The sequence below is a fragment of the Deinococcus malanensis genome (assembly GCF_014647655.1).
Classification (GTDB): domain Bacteria; phylum Deinococcota; class Deinococci; order Deinococcales; family Deinococcaceae; genus Deinococcus; species Deinococcus malanensis.
Map to the genome: position 1 here is coordinate 30,613 of NZ_BMPP01000016.1, position 21,962 is coordinate 52,574.

Annotated in this window: 21 protein-coding genes and 1 pseudogene; 8 read left to right on the plus strand and 14 right to left on the minus strand. The window is 62.5% G+C overall.

Translation table 11 applies throughout. The features are described from left to right. Positions 1-15: 15 nt before the first annotated feature. Both IEY49_RS16375 and IEY49_RS16380 read right to left on the minus strand, forming a co-directional pair. A complete protein-coding gene (locus tag IEY49_RS16375) occupies positions 16-867 on the minus strand; it encodes a glycoside hydrolase family 10-like protein (RefSeq protein WP_189010713.1) in 852 nt (283 codons plus the stop codon). Positions 868-1,520: 653 nt separating this feature from the next. Further along, positions 1,521-1,823, minus strand: coding sequence for a hypothetical protein (locus IEY49_RS16380; RefSeq protein WP_189010715.1), 303 nt, complete (start codon positions 1,821-1,823; stop codon positions 1,521-1,523). A gap of 243 nt (positions 1,824-2,066) precedes the next feature. Between IEY49_RS16380 and IEY49_RS16385 the strand changes: the two are divergent. Then, positions 2,067-2,579: pseudogene (locus tag IEY49_RS16385) on the plus strand (SMI1/KNR4 family protein); the annotation flags it as partial. A gap of 508 nt (positions 2,580-3,087) precedes the next feature. Here the strand turns inward: IEY49_RS16385 and abc-f are convergent. Beyond that, positions 3,088-4,740 (minus strand): ribosomal protection-like ABC-F family protein, encoded by a 1,653-nt coding sequence (abc-f, locus tag IEY49_RS16390; RefSeq protein ID WP_373291934.1) that lies wholly within the window; start codon positions 4,738-4,740, stop codon positions 3,088-3,090. A gap of 281 nt (positions 4,741-5,021) precedes the next feature. On the opposite strand from abc-f, the gene IEY49_RS16395 reads away from it, so the two are divergent. Beyond that, positions 5,022-6,218: a DUF6624 domain-containing protein gene (locus tag IEY49_RS16395; RefSeq protein ID WP_189010721.1), complete on the plus strand. Its 1,197-nt coding sequence runs from the start codon at positions 5,022-5,024 to the stop codon at positions 6,216-6,218. A 19-nt stretch (positions 6,219-6,237) separates the two neighbouring features. Here IEY49_RS16395 and IEY49_RS16400 read toward each other — a convergent pair whose 3' ends face one another. From IEY49_RS16400 to IEY49_RS16430, 7 genes are all read right to left on the minus strand, one after another. Beyond that, positions 6,238-6,393 (minus strand): hypothetical protein, encoded by a 156-nt coding sequence (locus IEY49_RS16400; RefSeq protein WP_189010723.1) that lies wholly within the window; start codon positions 6,391-6,393, stop codon positions 6,238-6,240. A 133-nt stretch (positions 6,394-6,526) separates the two neighbouring features. Beyond that, positions 6,527-6,982, minus strand: a complete 456-nt coding sequence (locus IEY49_RS16405; protein ID WP_189010725.1) for an aminoglycoside 6-adenylyltransferase — start codon at positions 6,980-6,982, stop codon at positions 6,527-6,529. Between the two features lie 29 nt (positions 6,983-7,011). Further along, entirely contained in the window at positions 7,012-7,863 is an 852-nt protein-coding gene (locus IEY49_RS16410; protein ID WP_229780865.1) for a PH domain-containing protein, read from the minus strand. A gap of 13 nt (positions 7,864-7,876) precedes the next feature. Further along, positions 7,877-8,455 (minus strand): NUDIX domain-containing protein, encoded by a 579-nt coding sequence (locus tag IEY49_RS16415; protein WP_189010727.1) that lies wholly within the window; start codon positions 8,453-8,455, stop codon positions 7,877-7,879. Next, positions 8,382-8,912 (minus strand): hypothetical protein, encoded by a 531-nt coding sequence (locus tag IEY49_RS16420; RefSeq protein WP_189010729.1) that lies wholly within the window; start codon positions 8,910-8,912, stop codon positions 8,382-8,384. The genes IEY49_RS16415 and IEY49_RS16420 overlap by 74 nt, the downstream gene beginning before the upstream one ends. Positions 8,913-9,131: 219 nt before the next feature. Continuing rightward, positions 9,132-9,497 (minus strand): amidohydrolase family protein, encoded by a 366-nt coding sequence (locus IEY49_RS16425; RefSeq protein ID WP_189010731.1) that lies wholly within the window; start codon positions 9,495-9,497, stop codon positions 9,132-9,134. Between the two features lie 117 nt (positions 9,498-9,614). Beyond that, entirely contained in the window at positions 9,615-10,403 is a 789-nt protein-coding gene (locus IEY49_RS16430) for an amidohydrolase family protein (protein WP_189010733.1), read from the minus strand. On the opposite strand from IEY49_RS16430, the gene IEY49_RS16435 reads away from it, so the two are divergent. Then, on the plus strand, positions 10,359-11,270 hold the full coding sequence (locus tag IEY49_RS16435; RefSeq protein WP_229780866.1) for a hypothetical protein: 912 nt from the start codon (positions 10,359-10,361) through the stop codon (positions 11,268-11,270). The genes IEY49_RS16430 and IEY49_RS16435 overlap by 45 nt on opposite strands. A gap of 253 nt (positions 11,271-11,523) precedes the next feature. On the opposite strand, the gene IEY49_RS16440 is transcribed toward IEY49_RS16435, so the two are convergent. Together IEY49_RS16440 and IEY49_RS16445 are read right to left on the minus strand one after the other, a co-directional pair. Then, a complete protein-coding gene (locus IEY49_RS16440; protein ID WP_189010738.1) occupies positions 11,524-12,774 on the minus strand; it encodes a S41 family peptidase in 1,251 nt (416 codons plus the stop codon). 620 nt (positions 12,775-13,394) lie between these two features. Continuing rightward, entirely contained in the window at positions 13,395-13,658 is a 264-nt protein-coding gene (locus IEY49_RS16445; RefSeq protein WP_229780867.1) for a diguanylate cyclase domain-containing protein, read from the minus strand. A gap of 499 nt (positions 13,659-14,157) precedes the next feature. Between IEY49_RS16445 and IEY49_RS16450 the strand changes: the two genes are divergently transcribed. From IEY49_RS16450 to IEY49_RS16460, 3 genes are all read left to right on the plus strand, one after another. Further along, on the plus strand, positions 14,158-16,584 hold the full coding sequence (locus tag IEY49_RS16450; protein ID WP_229780868.1) for a PAS domain S-box protein: 2,427 nt from the start codon (positions 14,158-14,160) through the stop codon (positions 16,582-16,584). A gap of 165 nt (positions 16,585-16,749) precedes the next feature. Next, positions 16,750-17,031 carry a hypothetical protein gene (locus IEY49_RS16455; RefSeq protein WP_189010740.1) on the plus strand — a complete coding sequence of 94 codons (282 nt, stop codon included), beginning with the start codon at positions 16,750-16,752 and terminating at the stop codon, positions 17,029-17,031. Positions 17,032-17,186: 155 nt separating this feature from the next. Next, entirely contained in the window at positions 17,187-18,494 is a 1,308-nt protein-coding gene (locus IEY49_RS16460; protein WP_189010742.1) for a GGDEF domain-containing protein, read from the plus strand. A gap of 77 nt (positions 18,495-18,571) precedes the next feature. Here the strand turns inward: IEY49_RS16460 and IEY49_RS16465 are convergent, their stop codons facing one another. Beyond that, a complete protein-coding gene (locus IEY49_RS16465) occupies positions 18,572-19,348 on the minus strand; it encodes a hypothetical protein (RefSeq protein WP_189010744.1) in 777 nt (258 codons plus the stop codon). A 423-nt stretch (positions 19,349-19,771) separates the two neighbouring features. Between IEY49_RS16465 and IEY49_RS16470 the strand changes: the two genes are divergently transcribed. Both IEY49_RS16470 and IEY49_RS16475 read left to right on the plus strand, forming a co-directional pair. Then, positions 19,772-20,326, plus strand: a complete 555-nt coding sequence (locus tag IEY49_RS16470; protein WP_189010746.1) for a DUF4011 domain-containing protein — start codon at positions 19,772-19,774, stop codon at positions 20,324-20,326. Between the two features lie 210 nt (positions 20,327-20,536). Continuing rightward, positions 20,537-20,860 carry a hypothetical protein gene (locus tag IEY49_RS16475; protein ID WP_189010748.1) on the plus strand — a complete coding sequence of 108 codons (324 nt, stop codon included), beginning with the start codon at positions 20,537-20,539 and terminating at the stop codon, positions 20,858-20,860. Positions 20,861-21,132: 272 nt separating this feature from the next. Here the strand turns inward: IEY49_RS16475 and IEY49_RS16480 are convergent, their stop codons facing one another. Then, on the minus strand, positions 21,133-21,675 hold the full coding sequence (locus tag IEY49_RS16480; RefSeq protein ID WP_189010750.1) for a hypothetical protein: 543 nt from the start codon (positions 21,673-21,675) through the stop codon (positions 21,133-21,135). Between the last annotated feature and the right edge of the window lie 287 nt (positions 21,676-21,962).

Sequence of the window (21,962 nt, forward strand, 5' to 3'; positions counted from 1 at the left end):
CCACGCCAGCCAGTCCTACAGCACCTGAGCGTACGTACGAGTAAAGGCGAAGGCTTCGGGGGTCTGGGGCGCCGCGCCATACGTAATGGCCGCCACGCTGATGACCGCTTCAGGGCGCACGTCACGCACTCCAGCAGAGACTTCTGAGACCAGCACGTTCACCCGGTCACGACGCCACTGGGTCCAGCTCGCATCTCCCGGCGCAGGCATAACGGTGGTCTCCGTCTCGGTCTGGTACGCTGCCACCGCACCCGGGTTATAGCCCCAGTCCTGCACCGCTCCCGAGGGGTCGGGGTAACGCACCCGGTCGAGCTGTACACCGTCGACGTTGTAGTCGGCCGCCACGCTGCGGATGGCATCGACTACATACTCGCGCGCATCCGGATTCCCGAGATCGAGTTGCTGATCGTTTCCCGCCCACATGGAGCCAGCCGCGTTGCGTGTCAACCAGTCCTGCTCGCTGCCTTCCCCGTGAGCGTTGATGACATGCTCGGGATTGGTCACCGCGTAACGGATTGCACGGTTAGACACCGCCGTGGGAATGACCCAGGCATGTACCTTGATGCCCTGGGCGTGGGCTTTGGCCAGCACGTCGGCCAGCGGGTCAAAGCCTGGGGGCACCGCCGGATCCTCCGTGCGCGGCAGCAGGCTGCCGTTGCAGTAGCAGTCACCGCGCTTGACCGTCTGCACGAACAGCGTGTTGATGTTCATGGCCCGCGCGTCTGCGATCAGCCGGTCGACTTCAAGCGGGGTCTTGAATCCGGGCCCGAAGGCATCGACCCACAGACCACGCATCGCGGGCCCGGTCTGCAGCGGTCCGGCCACCAGCCTTGGCTCAGCCACTTCGGGCTTAGGCACTGGCTTCATTGCTGCGGGTTTGGATGGCGCGGGTTTGCTTGCCACCGGAGCCGCCACGGTCCTCGCAGGCGTGGCGACGACCGGTTTGCTTTGCACTGGCCTGGGCGCGCTCGTGACAGGTTTCGACAGGACTGACCTGGGCTTCACTGAAGTGCTCGTGACTGGCTTGGTCAGTCCAGGCTTGACCACAGCTGGTTTGCTGATAACCGGTTTGGTCTGGAGTGGCCTCGAAGAACTCGTCACTGCCTTGCCCCCCACCGGCTTAGGCGTGCTCGTGACTGGTTTCGACAGCCCTGTCTTGGGCTTGGCTGCTTTGCTCTGGACCGGCATGGGAGTGGTCTTCGCCACCTTGCTGGTGCCGGGTTTCGGCGAGGTTGGCTTGCTAGGCACTGGCTTTGCGGGAGCGGGTTTGACCTTGGCAGACCTGGCTGATGTGGATGCCGAGGTGGGTGCTCTGACCATGACCAGCGTGCCCAGTGGTGAGTTCACCAGCTGGGGGTCAGGGGTCGCGGAACGCGGACTGGCGGTCATCGTTACACTCAACGTGATCGCCAGCAGGGCCAGGGTAGGACGCGGCATAAGCCCCGGCATCCTGTCACAGGCTGCGCCACTCAAGCTTTCCTTGACTTCCAATTGGGTGAGGGACTGCACTGCGGGTTCCCTTATTCCTCCAGGTGCTCAGTCAGCCACACGCCGCCGTTCACGAACTGCACGATGCGGTCGAGCAGCTCCACATCCCGCGCGCCTACTCTTCCCCGCTGCTGCGCGTGCAGGAGCGCCGTGTGGTAGATCTCTGCTCTCAGACTCCGCACCGCTTCAGGTGCGAGCGCCAGGGCGTCCCGGGTTTCGATCAGCAGGCGCAGCTCCTGGTCCGTCAGCTGCCCGTCCGAGATCAGCCTGAGCAGCATCGCCCGCAAAGCGTCCAGCCGCGCGTCTTGTTCCAGAGCAGAGTGAGTTGTGTTCATGTGCCCTCCCGGAGTGAAAGTCAGTATTCCAGAGCGGACGGGGGGACAGGGTTCCCTTCAAGATACAGGGACAGGGCGTCCCTTGTAGGTATATTCTTGCGAATACATTCGGTGATTCCCATGCAACCCTGACCATGTGAGGTGGACATTTTGACCGTCGAAGACAGCTGGCGCACCTGGATCGCCGCCCTCTGACAACGCATTCCAGGCGCGGAAGGCCGGTAGGCCCCTCCAGCACGCCCGCAGGATATTCAGAAGGCGGAAGCCACCTTGGGCCATTCTTTCCCGGCCCAGCTGCGTGAGCTATACCTCCGGCACGACGGTGAAGGCGACCAGCTGGTGCCCGGCACGTTCCTGAGCCTGAAGTTCTTAAGCCTTCAGGAGAGCTTGGAGGTGATCCAGGAGTTTCAGGAGAACCGCGCGTTCGTCATCGTTACGGAGGAGGAGCTGGACCCACGCCTCAGCGCGGGGTACCCACACCCCGGGCACCTGCCGGTGTTCTCCGATACCACAGGCAACTACCTGGGAGTGGATGTGGATCCTGGACCCTTGGGAAAAGCCGGGCAGGTGGTGCTGTTCGGCGCGGACTTCGATGACGTCCAGGTCGTATTTGACGATCTGGCAGCCTGCCTGCTGTGGGCAGCGGAACTCTTGTCCTCCGAGCGGGTGACGTTGAAGCCTGATGGCCGCTGGCCAGACGTGGTTGTGGCCGGCCCGCGGGTCCATGCTGTCGAGGCACTGCTCGATACGGTCTGAGACTCCCACCTCGTGTACGTGACGCGGACGCTTGAGAGCGTCACGACGGGTACAACGGCTTGAAGGGCATTGCTGAATGTGCGCGACCTGGCTGATTTCATGACGTGCCCCGTGCGCTGATGGTGTACGCTGCACAGGATCCATTCAATTCATAGGAGACATGATGAAAAAGACGCTGTGCGCTTTGATCGCCACGCTGACGCTGAGTGCAGGAATGGCCCAGGCGGGTGCTGTCGGCCTCTGGGGCAACTCGGTCCGGCCACCTCCGCCCTCAACAACATCCACCCCCTGAACCCATGACCCCCCTCAAGCACCTCCAGGGGGTCATTCCCTGACCTGCCACGAGAACATGCCGCGTTACGTTCACGCGTTCATCCGCCTCCCACGCCTCCAGGAACGGACTCAGGTCATCGAATGCTAACGCCGCAGCATACAAGGCGTCTTCCACCAGTTGAAGTTCACGGGCTCCACCAGACCTGATCGTTATCGATGGGTCGGCTCACTGCGTTCATGACCAGCACTCTCCCCCGTGCTCAGTTCCCTCCGCCTCCAGAGCAGTGACGTCACTCATCTGCCCGCCTTCCACCCACCAGTACCGGCTGGCCACCTCGCTCACCAGGTGACGATCGTGCGACGCGAAGATCACCGTGCCCTCAAACGCGTGCAACACCCCCTGCACACTCTCGATCGCCGCATGATCCAGGTGGTTCGTCGGCTCGTCAAGAATCAGCAGCTGCGCCGCCGTCAGACTCAGTCGGGCCAGCGACAACCGCGTTCGCTGCCCCCCCGACAAGTCCTGCACGAGATGCCCCAGGTCTCTGGGAAGGCCCAGCCGGGCCAGCACCTCATACATCCGCTGGGGTGTTAAGCGGTCGTCGACTGCCAACAGGGCCTCCTGTTGTGTCGTGAAGCCGGCCAGCTCCTCACCATGCTGTCCGGACCACTGCACAGCCAGGTCCGCACGGCGCAGTTCACCGCCTGACGGCTGGAGCTCCCCCAGCAAGGCGCGGAGCAGGGTACTTTTCCCACTGCCGTTCGGTCCGACCACAGCGATCTTCTCCCCACGCCGCACGTGAGCGGTGAGGTCGTGCAGGAGAGGCCTGCCACCCACCTCCAGGCTGACCCGGTCCAGATTGAGAATGTCGTTCGGTCCGTGCGCCCCGCTGCTTAAAGCCACACGCAGCAGATTGGCTTCCGTGAGCAGCCGCTGCGGAGCTTCCATGCGGTCCAGCCGCCGTTCTAACGCTTTGGCCCTGCTGGCGAGGGTCCGGGCCACATCCTGAGCACGCATCTTGGCAAACTTCTTGTTCCCGGGCTTCTTGCGCTTATGGTTGTACCGGTCGGTGCTGGCCGCCCGCTGCTGCACGTTGACGCGCTCCTGTTCGAGCGACTGGGTTTTACGCTGATGGGCCTGGTACTGCCGCTCACGTGCTTCTCTCAGGTCGCGTTTGACCTCCATGGCCTGGGTAAAGTTTCCGGGGTACTCGCGCAACTCCCCGCGCTCAAGTTCAGCACAGCGGGTCACCGTCGCGTCAAGGAACGCGCGGTCGTGCGAGACGATCAGGAAGGACGCCGGGCTGGCCCGCACCCAGCCTTCGAGCCACTCCAGACTCGGCCAGTCGAGATGGTTGGTCGGCTCGTCAAGCAGGTACGTGTCCGCAGGTGTGAGCAGCAGCCGGGCCAGCAGGGTTCGGCGGCGCTGTCCACCGGAGAGCTGACCTGTCATCCAGGTTGATCTCAGCTGCAGCTCGCTGAGGACCTCCTCTGCGCGCTGCTCGAAGTCATACCCGCCGAGGAGTCGGTACGCCTCTTCGGCGGCTCCGTACGCGCTCAACGCTTCCGCTGTCGGGTCGTTCAGGAGTGCTTCCGCGGCCGTCAAGCGGTGACGGGCCTGTTCCAGGGCAAGGGGACGGACGGCATCCAGCAGCGAGACCTGAGGCAGGTCAGTGAGTTGAGGCAGATAGGCCAGACGTCCGCTGGTGGTGACGTGCCCGGCGGTTGGGTTCAGTGCCCCTTCTATCAGGCGCAGCAGGGTGGTTTTGCCGCTGCCGTTGCGTCCCAGCAGGGCGACACGGTCGGCGTGGTGCAGCTCGAAATTGACTTCTCGATACAGGTTGTGATCTCCAAAGGTCATGGAGACTTGGGACAGGATGACGCTCAAGGTATTTCCCCCAGATCAGGTCAGGCCGAACCGTTCCACGCCAGGTGGACGGTTCGAGGCTTGGGCCAGTGGTCTGAAGGGAATTAGCGTATGCGGCTGGGCATTGTGGCCGTACCCTACGGGCATCTGGGCAGCGGATCAATACGCCAAATGCTCAGGGTCATTTCCAGCGCATGCCTGATTGATGCCCAGCATGGCCGCTCCCGCGCTCGTTCCAGCACACCCGCCCATGCTCAATTACGGATATCCACGTCCGAGGCCTGTGAAAAAGTGAGCCTCACATGCGCCTCCTGCTCACCACCGCGTTCCTGCTCACCGTGACCCCAGCATTCGCCCAATCCAGTCAGGTCCCCGATCCCACAGCCTGCGCGAAGATCGTCGCTCCTGAGCCGCGCCCCATGACGCCCGCGCTCACGTCCGCCGTCCAGGCCACCACCACCGCCTATCAGGCCCAGCTCACGCAACTCCAACGACACCTCGCGACACGGCTTCCGACTCCAGCAGAAACCACCCGGCTCGAAGCCCTCGAATCGGAAGTCACTCCCTACATCAACCGGATTCTCAGCACCCACGGCTGGCCCACGGACCCGCTCATCCGCACGACCCTCGGTGCCCTCCTGCACGAGCCGGCCACACAGTGGTGCGCCGGTCAGGCTGCTCTCCAGGGGGCCAAGACGCCAGTAGAGCGGCGCGGAGCCGCACGCCTGATCGACTGGGGTCTCATCGGCCTGGGCGCCCAGCAACGCTACGGCACCGCCTTGACCCGCAGCGGCCGCACGGTAAAAGCCTGGCCGATCGAGGATCCGGCCGGGGTCGACGCCCGCCGCGCTGGTATCGGACTTCCTCCCCTGGCCCAGGACGTCGCTGAACGTCAGGCCAGCCTGCCCCCGCGCCCCGCACCCCCCGGCTTGAAACGCCCCGTGGTGCTCCGTCCAGTGTGTCAGGCCTTCACGAGCCTCAGCACCCTGAACAAGCCCCTGACCGAAGGGCAGATCAACACGCTCACCGACCAGGCCGCCCGTCTGGTCGAGCAGGACCAGGCCAGCCGGAAAGGTCAGCCTGGAGCAAAAGACATGGCCATCGTAGACGCCGAGTCCACCGCGTGGCTCAAAGAAATGCTGCGGCAGCGCGGATGGCCCAGCACCAACCGGAGCGACCCGCAACTGGCTAGTCACGCCTGGCTGCTGGCTCAGCATGCGGATGCCCGGCCCGCCGTGCAGGCATGCATCCTGGATCTGATCTCCCAGCAGTTCAGCACCCAGGCCGAAGCGCAGAACCTGGCGTACCTGACCGACCGGGTGAGGCTGGCCCGGGGAGAGCCGCAACTGTACGGCACGCAGGTGTCGTATGACGACGTGCAGGGCAAAGCATCACCCAGTTGGCTCGAAGCCCCCGAGCGCGTGAATGAACGCCGGGCCCGCATTGGTCTGGAGAGCATCGAGCAGTACCTCAAGAGGTTCGAGAGACCCCGGCCCTGAGGACGCGCCTTCTTCGAACTTAAGCAGACGGTTTCCCGGCGCTCTGCACTCCCAGCGAGCGGTCCCCTTCTGACTCCACCCGGGTACGCACCGCGCGAGCCAGAGCTTCCGGGAACACCTCTCCGGATGATGCCAGCACCTCACGCCTATGCACATCCAGCAGATCGAGTGCCAACTGTAAGGCCTCCCGCACGGCCCGAACCTCACAAGTCGGAAACAACCGCGGCAGAAGTGAGGCCAGAGCCGGATACCGCCGCTCGAACCGCCGCGCCGTATCCATCGGATCCTGGAGTGCTGGGTTCAAATCCTCAGCCGACGCCGTGCGCAGCCGACCACTCAAACGGTGAGTGCTGCCCGGCCACCCGCTCTAACGCGTCTGTCAGGTTCGCGCGGTCCAGGATGACCCGCCCAGCACCGATGCCCAGCAGCGGGTGGGGCTGGCGGACGTCCACTTCATCGAACACGCCCAGTTCCAGAAGCACACCGTCATGAAACAGCACGCGCAGATGACGGGGGGTATACAGCACCCTGAAGTCAATCGAAGCCACCTCGCGCAGCCACGCTTCACTCTCGCGGTAGGCAGCTGGATCACGCGTGACCAGGGTCAGATCGATGTCGGACCAGGCGTCAGCCGTCTGGTCCTCACGCTGAAGGGAGCCGGTCAGGTACAGCGCCTGAACGTCAGCCCGTTCACGCAGGACCGCCATCAGGTCGTGGTAACGCTGGCGGGCAGACACATGGATGGAGGCAAGGGTGTCAGGCATTCCCTGCAGGCTACGTGCTCGCAGACAGCTCACCCGGTGCTGAAACGCTCGAGTGCTCGGTGAGGATGTTCCGGTGTGAGGTAATACGTCGTCCCATCCAGCCGCAACAACAGTGCTTCCTTCGGCTTGGACGTGGTCGCATACGCCTGCACGCGTCCACCGCCCGCTGACTTCGTCGAGAACGTCCCGGTGTAATACCCAGGGATCGCGGTCCCGAACAGCCGCAGGCCCAACCCCTCACGCGTCAGCTCCGCTTTGGTGGCCCCAATCAGGAACCGCTGTGAACTCATGGACGTGCGCACCACCAGCGCCCCGTCCTCCCAGCAGTACTCCATTCGAGGACGCCTCGCCCCGATCACCAGGAGTGGGAGGGTCGCCAGCAAGGGCAGCGCGGTCCAAGCAGTGAAATGGGCGGGCCGAGCTGGACGGAACATGCTGTTGGTTTCGGTTCGCCACGCGCGCAGCAGGGCGTCTGGGTCCGCTGGCGTCAGGACCGTCACCCGGGGTGAGGTGCGGAACACCAGGGCGCGCTCCGAGCCATCGGTATACAGGTCGGCCAGACCGTGCCGGGCCAGCTCGAAGCGGCCGACCGTGTACCCGGTCATCGCCGAACCCACGACTTTCCGGCGGATCACGATGCGTTCCTGGGTCACTGGGGTACCCGCAGGGATGACCGTCCGGGCCTGGAAGGCTTGAGCGATAAGCTGGCCGCCCTGGACTTCGTAGGTGGGTCGGCCCAGGACGGTGGGCAGTACCAGCAGGCCGATCAGGCCCAGGCCTGTCAGGAACAGGGCCGCTCGCACCCAGGGCCACCAGCGCGGGACGGGTTCTGTGGCCGGAGACATGTGTGCAGGCACGGACTGTGTGTGAGGCAGTGTCATGACATCTCCTGAGTCAGGGAAGGGAGAACGGGACTGGACGGCAGGGGTGCTCGCCATCAAGTACGACATAAGGCTGCGGTGGGTTGCGTTGAGTGAGGGAACGAGACGGAACGTGGCTCTGCATCCTGCATGCCCTCCAGGGCGTCGCAGTTGCAAATCGGGCCAGTTTTTTCCTGCTGATGGTGCTGACTTCCAGCGCGCTGGAGACGGCGCTCACTCGCGTGAATGGCGGGCTGGATGCCCGGATCTGGCAGGCATACCGCCCTTCCACCGTCAACGGCTCAGGTTGAATCAACTGCAGGTGACGCAATCCCGTCTCTTCCCTGATTTCCCGCACCGCCGCCTGCAGAGGGCTCTCCCCAGTCTCGACGCCACCCTTCGGGAGAGCTACGACATCGAACTCCGGTTCATGCTCGATGGTGAGGGCCACCCACACCTGACCGTCCCGTTTGTGAACCACGATGCCGCCCGCTGCCTGGCGAACCGGAACATCCGTGACGCGCCTGTACCACGTGGAGTCAATCATCGGAATGCATTCCACTCTGCCGCATGCCGACAGTACCCCCGCCAGTCGCACCCGGACCACCTTCATACCCGTTCAGCGCTCCTGGTACCGTCTCAGCCGCAGAGCCCCCCTCCTGGCGCCCTGGGACGCGGGCACGCCCCGTCGCCCCCAGCAGCAACAGCGTGCCGATCACCAGGATGACACCGGCAGAAACCACGTTCCCCGTACTGACCAGGACCCAGGCGATCAACCCGCCCAGAACCAACAACACGCCCGGAGAAACAGTGGTGCACCTCCCCACCTCGTGATTCCCAGGACGCGGCCACCAGCACTCCGGAGCCGCTTCACCGAACGCCACTTCATCAAGCTCCAGCGTGCGCCGGTACTGCCCGTCCAAGCGTTCGCGCTCCTGATACTCCCGCTCCGCGCCCTGCAGCAGTGCGTCACTCCAGTCATGCTCGCATCGGAGACACGCGTGAACGTCACCGGGCACCGGACAGCTGTTCAGCCGGGGGTTCGGGGTGGGCCAGGGGTGGACGGTCATCGTTGCCTCCAGGTGGACTTCGTTACGTGTGCTGGCTGTCAGGGGTGAATGGGGTCGTGCGTGTATGGTTCCGAATCTCTGTCAGGCGTCGGTCAGCCCACCGAAGGCGGCGTTGGGGGTCCTCATCGGGTGGGACGCGTGCCCCCACACAGCACGGCGATGCCGGCAGAGGACCGGGGCACCTGTTCAAGCGTCTGGTTCAGCCCTTCATCTGGGCCGTCATGCCAGGACGTGGCCTGAATGGATCACCGTGCGAACCCGGCGGGTGACCGTGATGTCCTGAAGCGGGTCCCCGTTGACGATCAACGCGTCCCCAGCCGCACCAGGCCGCAGCACACCTACCCACGGCACAGTCCCGTTCGCCAGCAGCCGTCCAGCCGTCCCCGTCGCTGCCCGCAACGCCTGCAGTGGCGTCACACGCGCGTCATTGACCAGGTGAGCGAGTTCCGCGTGCAACCCCCCACCCGGCAGGTTGTCCACCCCGGCAGGCGTATCCGTTCCAGCCCCGACCTCACCGCCCTGTTCCAGCACGTGCCACGTCAGGGCTGCCGCCAGACGGGCGTCCCAGTCCGCCGCGGAACGCATTTGCGCGGTCGCCGCATGCAGCCCGTCCCACATGCCCCGCATGCTCCGGGCGCGTTCGTCGTCCCGCAGTCCGTGGGGAAGGCCCGTGAGGGTCTGCCGCTGATCAGACCGTAGTCCCTAGTGGACACTCAGGGTCGGCACCAGCACCGCGCCGGCGTCCACCACCGCACGCGCAAACTGGCGCAGCACGTCATCCGTGGGGAACTGCGTGGCAGCATCGAAACCGAGCCGTTGGAAGGCCAGCGCGAACCCGCTGGCATGCTCGATGGTGCGCACGCCCATGTCCAGTGCCTCAAGGGCGTCCACCCGAGCGCCATCCAGCCCGCGGGTGAAACGCGTCCCCAGATCCGTCATGACGGGAAGGCCATGGTCGCGGGCGCGCTGCACCGCGGCCTGAAAGGCGTCCGGCGGGAGCTGCTCGTACAGTTTGACCGTGTCGACCCCAGCCGCCACGAGCGCATCAACGGCCCCCTGTGCGTCCTGGACATTCTGCAGGATCCATGCGCCGGCACGCTGGTCGCCCACCTCGATCAGGACCCCCTCCCCGAAATGCTGGAAGATGCTGTCTTCACCATCCAGGATGGTGCCGGACGCATAGACACGCGGGCCTTCTCCCGAGTGGGCCAGGGTTCGCAGGTCCCGAATGACGTCCAGGCTGTTACCGGCATCCCGCACGGTCGTGACGCCCGCTTCCGGAAACCAGTGGGCGTAGTCCGGACGGGCATGCACGTGCAGGTCGATCAAGCCGGGCAGGATGGTGCCGTCGGGTCCGGCATCCAGCACCAGGGTACCCGCAGGGATGGGGAGGTTCGTGCCAACTTCCAGGATCACACCGTCCTGAATGAGCACAGTGGCGTGCGGGTGGAGCGTATCGCCGTCGAACAGGCAGCCGGTCAGGGCGAGCATGCCGGGCGTGACCTCACCTGCTCTCCAGAGGCACCAGTTCCGGTGCGCCGAGCAGCTGCCGATCAGGTCACAGCGCGAGGGCGTGATCTCCTGCAGCAGGTCACGGCAGCACTGGAGGCCAGCGGCGTGCAGCTGATCGAATCGGATACCGACGGCGTGTACTTCAGCACCGGGAAAGAGATCGGCGAGGCAGCAGAGCGCGCCCTCATTGCCGAGGTGTCCGATACCCTTCCTGCAGGCATCACCCTGGAGTTCGATGGCCGGGCCCAGGCGATGCTCAGCCACCAGATCAAGAATTACGTTCTGCTGCGCTATGACGGCACGCTCGACCTGAGTGGCGCGTCCTTCGAGTCCAGCCGGTCAGAACGCTACGGGACGACCTTCCTGCGAACGACGCTCGTGGCGTTGCTGCAAGGGGATGTCCCCGCGGTGCACTCGGCGTTCGGAGATGTGATGGCTCGGCTCTCCAGCCGGGCGTACACCAACGCTGACGTTAGCACCCGCGTCCGCATCGGGAAAAATCAGGACGCTTACGCTCTGACGCGGGAGAAGCGTAAGGAAGCGCACCTGGAAGCGGCGTGGCAGGCTGGACTCGCCTTCCGGGCCGGCGACCGGGTGGATCTCTACGTGCGTGAGGGGCAGGGTCTGACGGTGATGACCGCTCCGGACGGTCATGACTACGACGTGAAGCACTACCAGGCGGCCCTGGTACAAAACTACGCGACACGGCTGCGTAAGGCGCTGGACCCGGCGGACTGGCATCAGCTTTTCGGCGGGCGCGGACCGGGCCTCTTCGAACGTCCGGTGCGGGACATGCAGGTGAAGTGGCGTCCGGTGCCGGGCGAGAACCACTCGGACGCTGGGTGAGGCAGTCACGGTCTCCTACCATGGGATCAGCCCGCGCCACCGGAGGACCCATGCCCACACCTCAGGGAAGCTGACGAAGCGCACCAGGTCGTGTATGTCACTCCTGACGGATCACTCCGGTTCGCCTGAAGCGTCAAGCACCATCTGGGACGATATCGGACGTGCTTCAGAGCATGACGGGTATGGAATGAAGTACGAACGGTCTGGAGTGTCCGAAGAGCGGCGCGGAATCTAAGTCGCGCTGCGCATCCATCTATCGGCTGCGCACCACCTTCAGCGCGGCGTCCAGACCCGCATCCCGGCCCGTTCGGCTTTCCTGATCCTCGTCCGTCACGGCCACGTCCGGCACCACCCGGCCCGGCAGCTGCACCCGCCCATCTAGTGTGCCGCGCACGATCGACATGTACAGCACGCCGCCGCCCGGCAGGTCAAAGCCCCTCATTCCCGTCCTCATCACGCCCCTGGTCTCGCTGCCCACCACGGTCCCCCCGGCCCGCTGGCTGAAGTACGCCAACACCTCACCGCAAGACATCGTCCAGGGCGACACCAGCAGCGCCAGCGGGCCATTCCAGCGCATCGCGGTCCGCGACCGCGCCGCCTGCGCCTCTGCACTGGTGCGCCACTCATAGACCGGCAGGCCGCTGCGCCCGACCAGCATCAGGTTCACGCTCTCCCCCGCCAAGGATTGGGCGGCTTCCAGGCACTCGTTGATGCCTCCCCCTGGATTCCAGCGCAGGTCCACCACCAGCCCGTTGGCGCCCTGAGTCACCGCGCGGGTCACCAGCGCATTGAACGCCGCGCCTGAACCCAGGTTGAACGACGGTACGCTGATGATGGCGCTCTTACCTTCCCAGCGCAGGCTGGGCTGTCCACCCGCCGTCCAGAGGGCCGGAGCCACCGTCACGGTGCGTTCAGCGCTTCCGCGCCTCACGCGAAGAGTGAAAGGCTCTCCCGTTCTCTCAACGTCCGCCAGGAAAGAGGAGCGCAGTTCCGCGTCGCCCAGATCATCCTGAGCGCCGACCGCCAGCACGACGTCACCCGCCCGGAGTCCAGCGCGCTCCGCGGGACTTCCATGATCCACGTGCACGACCAGCAGGTCGGCAGGCGACAGCAGCCGGGCCAGCATGCCGGTCCAGACCCGCTTCGGAGGGGCCACGGGTTGAGGCTGAGCGTTGTGCTTGGGGAGCGGACCTGCTTCCCAATCCACCCTGTTGTGCCCGTCCTGGTACCGGAAGACATTCATGACGACTTCGAGGGCGTCACGGCCCAGGTAGAGCGGGCAGGGGGTCGTGGTAGCGCAGCGCGTGACCAGCACCTTGCGCTGATTGGTCAGGAGGCTGTCCACCAGGCCCATGTTGGGACCCGCGTAATAGGTCCGCAGGAGCCGGGCACCAGTGTCAAAGACCGCGTACGCGTCGACGGGAGAGGGGCCGGCGGCACCGCCGCCGAGAACGACGCCACTTAAGGCGAAGGTCAGGCTCAGGACTTGCAAAGTTGATCGCATCACAAATGGTTACGGTGGGTCAGGCGACACGGTTCCCGGTCTGGCATGTGTACAAGGGTGTGTCATCACCCTGAATGCACCCCGCACGGACCGTGCGCCTGTGCAACCGTAACTCGGGGCTCAGCGCTCCAGACTGCCCTTTGCTAGGGTTGCGGACCCGTGCCCGGACGCAAACGCTCAAAACGCAGACGCAGCTCACCCCACCCCGGCGTGGAACGGGCCACCAACATCCTGCTGTGGATCAACCTCCTGCTTCTCCTGGCGCTCCTCTCCGAAACCAGCAGGTCAGGCCTGAGCTGAAGCCACCGCAGTTCCAAGGACAGGTCAGGCACGCGCCCCGTCGAATACCTGCCTTGACACGCCAGACACGGTCTCTTGTGCTCTTTACCACACGAAGGCCCCCACCGCGCCCTCTTGCCGCACCCACCCACATGCAGCCACACTAAGACCAGAAGCATGCTCCCTTGCTGACGTCCCTCACTCCTGGAGGTCTTTGAATGTCCATTCCCCTCAACCCTCCAGCCACAGGGACCGCTTGAGTTACGTGACGGTTTGAAGCCCGCCATCTTGCCAGACAGCCAACCGCCGCTTAACTTGAAGTACGCAACACCGGTACAACCTTACAGATCCAGGACCAGCACACCGACGGCCGTGCCGTGATGCTGGGCCTGGAGTAAGGCCTGCTCCGCGCGGTCGAGCAGCAGCATCCTGTTGGGTAGCCCAGTCAGGGCATCATGACGGGATTGAAATTCACTGTATTCCTGGGCCTGTTTCCAGTGAAGGATCATCAGGCGCAACTCCAGGTCGTCGATGATGATGGCCGCGAGGTCCTGCAGGAAGGCTTGTTCCTCAGGCGTAAATGACCGTAGGTGATGGTCGTACACCGCGAGGCCCCCGATGTTGTACCCGTCTGGGGTTGTCAGGGGGAGTAAGGCTCTCGAGATACTTCTTTTGGCAAAATTTCTGAAGACTCAGTAAACGTCATGCCCAAGTACAGAAGGCACGAGAAGGAGAGATGCCATTACGCCTGCGTACGGTCAACCTTTCATCTGTTCAACCACACTGAGCGTCCCCGCCGGATTCGAACTCCTAACCTCTCTCAGTGCGACTGCCCCGGAACTTACTCTGCTTCTGGATGTTCGTGGGCGTCTCGCCTATGTCAATCCAGCTGCGTTCACGACCCTCGGTGATCTGGCGGGGCGCGCAGGGAATCAAGATCCCTCTAACTTGGTGCACCCTGAAGACCGAACGGCACTCATCGAGCAACTGTATCGAGTTAATCCTGGCAGGACGACCGATCTTCCACGTTTCCGTGTTCAGGATGCGAATGGAGTATGGCGATGGCTGGCTGGACGTGCCACGCACCGCTTACTCGATCCGAACGTGCGTGCCCTCATCCTGCAACTCCGGCCGGTCGAGCGCCGCCGCGATTCGTACCGTGATGCCCTAGGACGAATGACGCGTTCTCTCACCGCAATCCAGAGCGTCCACGAGGTTGTGAGGACCATTCTCGATGTTGGTCTGTACGCTTTGGGCGCAGCTGCGGGTGGGGTAAGCATCATCAGCGCAGACGGTCAGCACGTCACAGTTATCGGCGACAACGGTGACGACCAGGAAACATCCTTGCGCTGGGAGCAATTTCCCCTGGACGAGGAGACCCCGATAGGGCAGGCTATCCGGACCCGCCAGCCAGTATTTCTGGGTGACCACTGCTTTCAAACGCTCTTTGTCCATACTCAACTCACCGATTCACTGAGATTCAAGAGTACCGCTGTGCTCCCCCTGTTGATTGGCGAACGCGTGCTGGGCACCGTCACACTTTCCTTTATCGAGGACCGGACTTTCCAAGCGGATGAGCAGGAATTCATGCAGACGGTCACGGACCTGTGTGCGCCCGCACTGGATCGTGCCCGGCTTCAACAGGAAGTTGATCATCAGCAAATCTGGTTTAGAACCGTTAACCGTAACAGCTCCGACATCGTGACAGTGAGTGATGGGCAAGGAGTCATCCAGTATCAAAGCGGCAGCGTTGAGCGCATTCTGGGGTACACCCCCCAAGAACTGACCGGTGTAAGTGTTTTCGACATATTGCACCCTGAAGATCATCTTGCCGCTCAAAGGGCTCTATCTCAGCTGCAACCCGGGAGCGAACCGATTTCCGAGATTCTGCGCATGCGCCACCGTGAAGGTCATTGGATCTGGCTGGAGAGTGTCGCCACAGACTTACGGCACAATGAGCATATCCGTGGAATTCTGGTTAATTCGCGGGACGTTAGCAAACGCATTGAAGCGGAACGAGCTCGAAAGGTATCTGTTGAGGCCCTTCAGGAGACTGAGCAGAATTTTCGGCGCCTGGCCGAGAACGCGGGTGACCTCGTTCGGCAGTATGCTCCGGATGGTCAGCTTGAGTATTGCTCACCCAATGCCAGCGACCTGCTGGGCTATGAGAGTGAGGAACTCCTCTGCCTGGGTCCCCTTGATCTCCTGTTCGAGGAGGACCGATCCGTGCTGGCGGCGGCATTTGAGCGCCAGCTGCCTCCAGATTTCACCCAGGAGACGTTCGAATACCGCCTTAAACGCAAGGACGGCTCACTGGTCTGGGTAGAGACAACCTTTAAAGCGGTGCGGGATCAGATTACCCAAGAGGTGGCCGCGTTTATCACCATCACGCGGGATATCGAGCAGCGAAAACATGCCGAGTTTCAGGTCAAGGCCCAGCTCGACCGCTACCAACGGTTGCTGGAATTCACCGTGTCTCTCGAACACCTGACTGACCCGCTGACCGTCGTTAGGGAGGCTCTCCAGCGGTGTCTGACCCTGACCGAGTATGAATATGGCTTTGCGCTCAGGATCGACGAAGGGGAGCCGTCAGTTCTGGCCGTAGAAGGTCAGCCTCCAGGGATGCCGGTGAACCATGCTGAGGGTCTGGGTCAGCTTCCCCTGAGTCCCCTTCTGCAGAAGGCATTGCATTGCAGGGAACTGGTTGTGGTAGCCGACGATGAATCGGTCATGGCGCCTCCGGAGCCACTTCCCCGTGACGGTTGGCGCTCGTTCAGTGTCCTGCCCGTTCCCAAGGGTGGAGCGATGGATGTCGTCCTGGTCTTTGGAAGCACCCAGGCCGTGAAGACAAGTCGCGAAACCCGGCTTCTCCTTAACAATGCGGCCGTGCGGCTAGGCCACGCGTTGGAACGTTCTGGTCACCTTGAACAGCTCAACACGTCCCGGGAGGAAACATTGCGTGCTCTCGGGCTGGCACTGGAATATCGCGATTACGAGACAAAGGGCCATACGGACCGCGTGGTGCACCTGACCGACCTCCTGGGGCGCGCCCTGGGCTTTATGGGCCCCGACCTTGATGCCCTGCGTTGGGGAGCATTCCTCCATGACACAGGCAAAGTTGCAATCCCCGATACCATCCTTCTGAAACCCGGCAAACTTAATTCTGAGGAATGGGCGGTGATACAGCGTCACCCTTCAATTGGCTTCGAGATGCTACACCACATTCCATCGCTCCCGGCTGCAACGCTGGACGTGGTTCGTTATCATCAGGAACGCTGGAACGGCAGTGGCTACCCCTTAGGTCTTAGCGGAACAGATATTCCACTGGCAGCGCGGGTGTTTGCCGTGGTGGACGTTTACGATGCGTTGACCAGTGAGCGGCCTTACAAGCAGGCCTGGACCCATGAAGCTGCTATCGAACAATTATGCCAGGAAGCTGGCTCGTTACTGGATGAAGGCGTTGTACAAGCATTTCTTCATGTTGTCAAGGGTCATGACGAAGGGCATATGAAGCAGGTTCCAGAAATGTAGTGTCCTACCCAGGTATGTATACCGTGGGTACAGGAATAGCTCACGATGTCCTGTTTCGCAGACAATGTAACCCAACTTTCGTATATGGATGCCCCGCTGAGTACCCGAAAGGATTCGATGTTGGACGCCCCAGGTTGACCTACCTCACCTGAGCCGGAGGAAATGATGGACACGCTCGAAGGTTCACTCCTCAAAGTGGAACACGCCAGCGCTCATGAGGATCCCCGGGGTGTTTCCCTGTCCCATGAAGTGATCACCCGTGCACAGGAACTATCGGTGCCCGAGGTCGAAGTGCGTGCCAGATTGGCGCTGGCCTGGACCCTGATGGAACAGAAGCCAACCGAAGCCCATGAGCACGTCCGGATGGCGACCTACCTCGCGGAGGCTATAGGTCATCCAGGCCTCCAGGCCCGCGCACATTGTCTGGCTGCCAGGATGGCAGTCTAGGTCATCCAGCCCTCCAGGCCCGCGCACATTGTCTGGCTGCCAGGATGGCAGTCAGTGCGAGTAACACGCCCATGATTCTGCAAGAGGCACATCAGGCGCACCAGTATGCCGAACGGGCGGGGCACCAGGAGCACCTGGTCCACGCCCATAGCCTGATGGGCATTGCCCACCTGCTTGTGGGAAACCATGGCCGCGCGCTCGTCCATCAGGAAGAAGTGCTCAAACAGCTCGACCATGTGCACTCGCCGACCCTCAAAGCGGTCCTGCTATGCGATATCGGGGCGAACTTCAACCACTTCGGCACGCCGCACGATGCCCTGACTTTTCTTGGACAGGCCCTGGCTGTCACGGTTGAGCATGACCTGCACTTTTCCCGGATTCTGGTGCGGGAGAACCTCGGGCAGACCTTATTGCAGCTCGGGCGCTTGGAAGAAGGAGAACACTTTCTCAAAGAGGGACTCGATGAAGCAGTCGCTGGAGGCTATGACCGTTGGGAAGCTTACCTCCGCTGCACCTTGGGCGAACATCTGGCCATGACAGGAGATGTCCAGGCAGGTTACGAACACCTGATCCGCGCAACCCAGGTTGCGCAGCATGTCAAAGACAGTTACCTGGCGTCTACATCTGCCTCAACGCTCGGCCGTGCTCTCCGGCGGTTGGGACAACTCGAGGATGCATGCCACCACCTCGAGATGGGACTGCGCATTGCGCAGGACGCGGACCTGCTAGGGCCGTGCAAACTCGCCCATCAGGAATTGAGTGAACTGCTTGCTCAGCAAGGGAACTTCGAGAAAGCACTTCGTCATTTCCAACAATTTCACGAACTGGCGATGAAGGTGCAGCTTGAAGAGTCACGCCGGCATGCTCAGCTGCTCATCCTGCAGCAGGAACTTGACCGTGAACGTGAGCAATCCGAGTCCCACCGTCAGACCAATGACGAGTTGCGCCGGGCGCATTCGGTGATGCAGCGGCAGGCGGAGGAACTCACCCGACTGGCCAGCGAAGATACGTTGACCGGGCTGGCGAACCGGCGTCAGTTTATGCGTGATCTTGCAGTAAAGAAAGCAGACGGCACATCGTTTGCGGTCACCCTTATTGACGTGGATCATTTCAAGAGTGTGAACGACTGCTTTGGTCATCCCGTGGGTGACCAGGTCCTGATCAAGCTGGGGCAGCTCTTTAGTCAACATACGCGGGCAGACGATGCTGTCGCCCGGATCGGGGGGGAAGAGTTCGCGGTCCTGCTGGCCGTTCCGGATGCAGTTCGGGCTCGGGAGGTGGCGGAACGCATTCGCGAAGCGGTTGCTGCTCATGGCTGGAACGAGATTGCTCCCGAGCTGGCCGTCACGGTCAGCGTGGGGATTGTGCTCGGTGAGGAAGCGGAGGAGCAGGACAATCTTCTGCGTCTTGCGGACGCCCGCTTATATGAAGCCAAACAATCTGGGCGCAATAAGGTGGTCTAGTGATTGCGGCATAGGTCTGTATGGAACAGTTGGGGTACACCTAGTGAAGGTGAGGCCCTGCGTTCTCATGAGGATGTTCAGGCAGGGCGGGCGAGTGTGGCTTTGTTGGCCTGACGCTGGATGTCCTCACGTGTGAGGCTGAGGTGCAGCTGCTGGTACGCCGTGGGATTCCACTCGAAATCGGCGGGGGGGAGGAAGGCGGCTTCGGGCACTTCACCTTGGAGGATGGCATCAAGGGTCTCCTCGCGCAGGGTCCACGCGCTGACCAGCAGGAGGGCAGGCAGAGTGCTGGGGTTCACACCGCGAGCTCGGAGTTCGATGTCGGTGAGGGCCATGAGTTTCACAGTTCTGGGGGTTTCGTGGTATCTGAGCGCGGCGATCCTCTGTGAGCCGTAGTGGAGGTAGTGCTCAAGGGGAAGGCCGAAGGATTGGCGGCGGGTTTCTGAAAACCAGAGAAGGCGGCCGTCCGAGTGACGGGCGGTGAGGGGGGTGAGATGTGTGTCCAGGTGGTGGTAGGTCTTGCCTGTGGTGAGGATGAAGCCGGCGTCGTCGAGCTGGGTGTGAAGGCTGAGGTGGCCGCTCTGGCTGAGGGTGGAGGGGTGGACGGTTTGGGTAAGGAGGTAGCGGTCGGCGGGAATGCCGAGGTTGAAGGAGCCGCCGCGACCGTAGGCGCGGGGTCCGCCGACGACGAAGGTTTCGATTCCTGCTGGGCCGGTGAGGGTGAATGTGTCGCTGCGGCCTGGGTTGGTTGGGGGGTGGTCGAGGTCGATGGGGCCGGAGGGGGTATGAATTTTGTAAGCGGTGGGTCTGAGGCTGAGATCGGTGATGAGGTGGCGCAGGAGGTTATGGGGCATAGAGGTCCTCTGTTTGCAGGGTGGTGGGGTGCATGTGTGCCGTGCACGTGCGAAGTAGAGCGTGACGGGGTGGCCGCTGGATTAGTTGTTGAAGTTTCCGGCACATCGGGAATAGGTACGAAGGTATTTATGTCGTCCCCACTCCGATCGTGTAGCCCTGCAGCAGCAGGTACTTCGGCCGAGCAACTCCAGTTGCAGTGAAGGTATGGCGTCCCATTGCGGCTTTCAAGAGCTGCGTCGTCTGATTGCTCAGCTAGAACAGCAGGTAGGATCAATGGTGAACGTGGCGGTGAAGGCACTGGCACTTAGCTTTTTAATGGGACTCTCACAGAGTACAGGAGGTTCCTGTCAGGAAAATCACGATGTTCTTTGATGAAGAAGGGCTTGTGTTGTATCTGTAATTACTCTGATGACAGCGAAGGTATGGACGGGGTGGCGGCCACCCTCATGCCGGAGCAGGGAATGCATGCGCTGTACATGGGTGTGGGCTTCCTCGAATGGTACGAGAGCCCGGACAGTGACAAGAAGCGCTACGCCCCCATATTCCTGATTCCCGTGACGCTCGAGCGCAAGAACGTCTCGTCGGGCTACCGGTTGGTGTACAGCGGGGATGACGTGGCAGGGAACGAACCCCTGGCGTTGCGGCTGCGTCAGGACTTCGGAATCGAGATCCCTGCCGTGAAAGTGGATGAGCCTGACTTTGAGGGCTACCTGGCAGGCGTGACGCAGGCGGTCGCTGGCCAGAAACGCTGGGTGGTCCACCAACATGCCCATCTGGGATTCTTCTCGTTCAGCCGTTATCTGATGGCCCGCGATCTCGAGGCGGGTGAGGTCACCCGTCTCGAAGCAGCCTTCGGGCAGTCTTTGCCGGACGACCTGCGCACGCTCTACCTGACCTTTGACGGACAGGCGTCCGCGGAGCAGGCCGTCGCCCTTCGATTGATGAGCACAGCGGAAGTCATGCGAGTTCATATCTGATGAAAGAGCAAAACTTTGGACTGTTTATCGAGCAGGTAGAGCGGTTTTTGGAATTCTGGAGGACAAGCAGCACCGTGAGGCGTAGCTCCGCCGGTCGATGAGGTTGCGGTCGTATCAGTCGGACCAAGAGACCTCTGGGAGGACATGGGTTGCCTGTTAAGGTTTGCCTGAATAAGAGCGGTGTGAGAATGAGGGCCTTACGCTGCACGTATGACTGGAGCCCTGCTGACACGTGTGATTGAAACAGCCCGGGCACTGGCAGGTGATCTGCATGATCAGCCCCTCCTGGATCGCCTGGCAGAACTACAGAGCCGATCCAGCCTGGAATTGACAGCAGACATTGACCAGCTGGTAAGTGAAATGGCCCTGATCAATAAGGCCCTTGAAATGAGCAGTTATCTGATGGGTGTAGAATCTGCCGAGCAGCGTGAAACTCTAACCTGGAGATCTGATCCAGGCTTCAGGAAAAGTGATGCTGGAAGCTTCAGGTACGAGACGCCCATGCCAGCTGTCATCGGAGAAAATTTCACCTGAACTTAAGGCGTCCGTAGGGGGTGGGGCCTGGAGACTGAGCCACCTGTCGTCTGCGGAGTCAATCTGCTCCAAACGGCAGGCCCCAGCGACGCTATGACCGTGAAGGTGCCGTCTCCGTTGCCCCGCACCAGCAAGCCGCCGTCGGGCTCTGCCGGGGCGCCTTCATAGGGACCGTCCCAGAAGCCCTGCGCCAGTGCAAAGAGTGTCTCTCCGCGCCCGAACTCAACGTCCACCAGCAGCAGTGACGGCCCCGACGGCCGCGAATCAGTCGGTCATCGAATACTGATGTGACCCCTGTATATGTAGCTTCCGTCAGCCACAATGTCCTTGAAGTTGAGGCGCCCGGTGGCACCCGCGAAACCGCCGGTTCCGCTGCCCGCCACCAGGGGGTGCTGGCAACGTCCATGGACTTGCGTGCCCGTGGCCGGATCGAACTTGCCCTCAAATTTGTAGGTCATCGCGAACACTCCGCTCGGTCCGCCATTCAGACTGCCGACGAAGACCTCCCTCCCGGTTTCCAGGTAGACACCGCTCGGTGTCTCCTTGGAGGTGTCAACCTTCGTGTACCAGCAGCCTTGCAAGCTGCCGCTCAGAACGATCGGCAGGTAGTCCACGAAGTCGGCATAGATGCTAGGAGGGCCCGGGCAAATGCTCCCGCTCTCGTCGAAGACCCCGCGCCCCGAGATCTGGATGTTCTTGGGAGTGGTGGTGCGGACGCCCTGGGTGGTCAGCACGGGCTGAGTCGCAAGCTGGGTGCTGCCACAGGCGGTGAGGGCGCTCAGGGTGACGGCGGCAGCAAGGGTGCGGGTGTTCATCGGGAATCTCCTCTGAACCTGCGTGGCAGGCCATCCGTTGAAGGCACTGGCGCAGGGTGGATCGGGCACCGGCGCCGCCGACGCAGGGCTGGTGCTGGCACGGACAGGGCGGCGGTCAGGAGCGCATTCGCATGGGTCCCCCTGGTGCGCGTGGCACTGGGTCGCAGGCTCCGGTCGGTTGCGCCATAAGCTCACGCGACGGGCAGGCGCCCGAGGTTCGCCTGTCGCGGTCAATGCTTCCGGAGATCACTTTCCAGCGTACTCCTCACATCGCAGATGTTCAGTCC

Excerpts from the sequence above, each read along its gene's own strand:
- IEY49_RS16465 (WP_189010744.1), bottom strand. The coding sequence starts at position 19,348 with ATGCCCCATAACCTCCTGCGCCACCTCATCACCGATCTCAGCCTCAGA.
- IEY49_RS16455 (WP_189010740.1), top strand. The coding sequence starts at position 16,750 with ATGGACACGCTCGAAGGTTCACTCCTCAAAGTGGAACACGCCAGCGCT.
- IEY49_RS16470 (WP_189010746.1), top strand. The coding sequence starts at position 19,772 with ATGGACGGGGTGGCGGCCACCCTCATGCCGGAGCAGGGAATGCATGCG.
- IEY49_RS16425 (WP_189010731.1), bottom strand. The coding sequence starts at position 9,497 with ATGCGTTCCGCGGCGGACTGGGACGCCCGTCTGGCGGCAGCCCTGACG.
- IEY49_RS16415 (WP_189010727.1), bottom strand. The coding sequence starts at position 8,455 with ATGAAGGTGGTCCGGGTGCGACTGGCGGGGGTACTGTCGGCATGCGGC.
- IEY49_RS16375 (WP_189010713.1), bottom strand. The coding sequence starts at position 867 with ATGAAGCCAGTGCCTAAGCCCGAAGTGGCTGAGCCAAGGCTGGTGGCC.
- IEY49_RS16480 (WP_189010750.1), bottom strand. The coding sequence starts at position 21,675 with ATGAACACCCGCACCCTTGCTGCCGCCGTCACCCTGAGCGCCCTCACC.
- IEY49_RS16410 (WP_229780865.1), bottom strand. The coding sequence starts at position 7,863 with ATGACACTGCCTCACACACAGTCCGTGCCTGCACACATGTCTCCGGCC.
- IEY49_RS16420 (WP_189010729.1), bottom strand. The coding sequence starts at position 8,912 with ATGACCGTCCACCCCTGGCCCACCCCGAACCCCCGGCTGAACAGCTGT.
- IEY49_RS16460 (WP_189010742.1), top strand. The coding sequence starts at position 17,187 with ATGGGCATTGCCCACCTGCTTGTGGGAAACCATGGCCGCGCGCTCGTC.
- IEY49_RS16395 (WP_189010721.1), top strand. The coding sequence starts at position 5,022 with ATGCGCCTCCTGCTCACCACCGCGTTCCTGCTCACCGTGACCCCAGCA.
- IEY49_RS16430 (WP_189010733.1), bottom strand. The coding sequence starts at position 10,403 with ATGCTCGCCCTGACCGGCTGCCTGTTCGACGGCGATACGCTCCACCCG.
- IEY49_RS16475 (WP_189010748.1), top strand. The coding sequence starts at position 20,537 with ATGACTGGAGCCCTGCTGACACGTGTGATTGAAACAGCCCGGGCACTG.
- IEY49_RS16380 (WP_189010715.1), bottom strand. The coding sequence starts at position 1,823 with ATGAACACAACTCACTCTGCTCTGGAACAAGACGCGCGGCTGGACGCT.
- IEY49_RS16405 (WP_189010725.1), bottom strand. The coding sequence starts at position 6,982 with ATGCCTGACACCCTTGCCTCCATCCATGTGTCTGCCCGCCAGCGTTAC.
- IEY49_RS16440 (WP_189010738.1), bottom strand. The coding sequence starts at position 12,774 with ATGCGATCAACTTTGCAAGTCCTGAGCCTGACCTTCGCCTTAAGTGGC.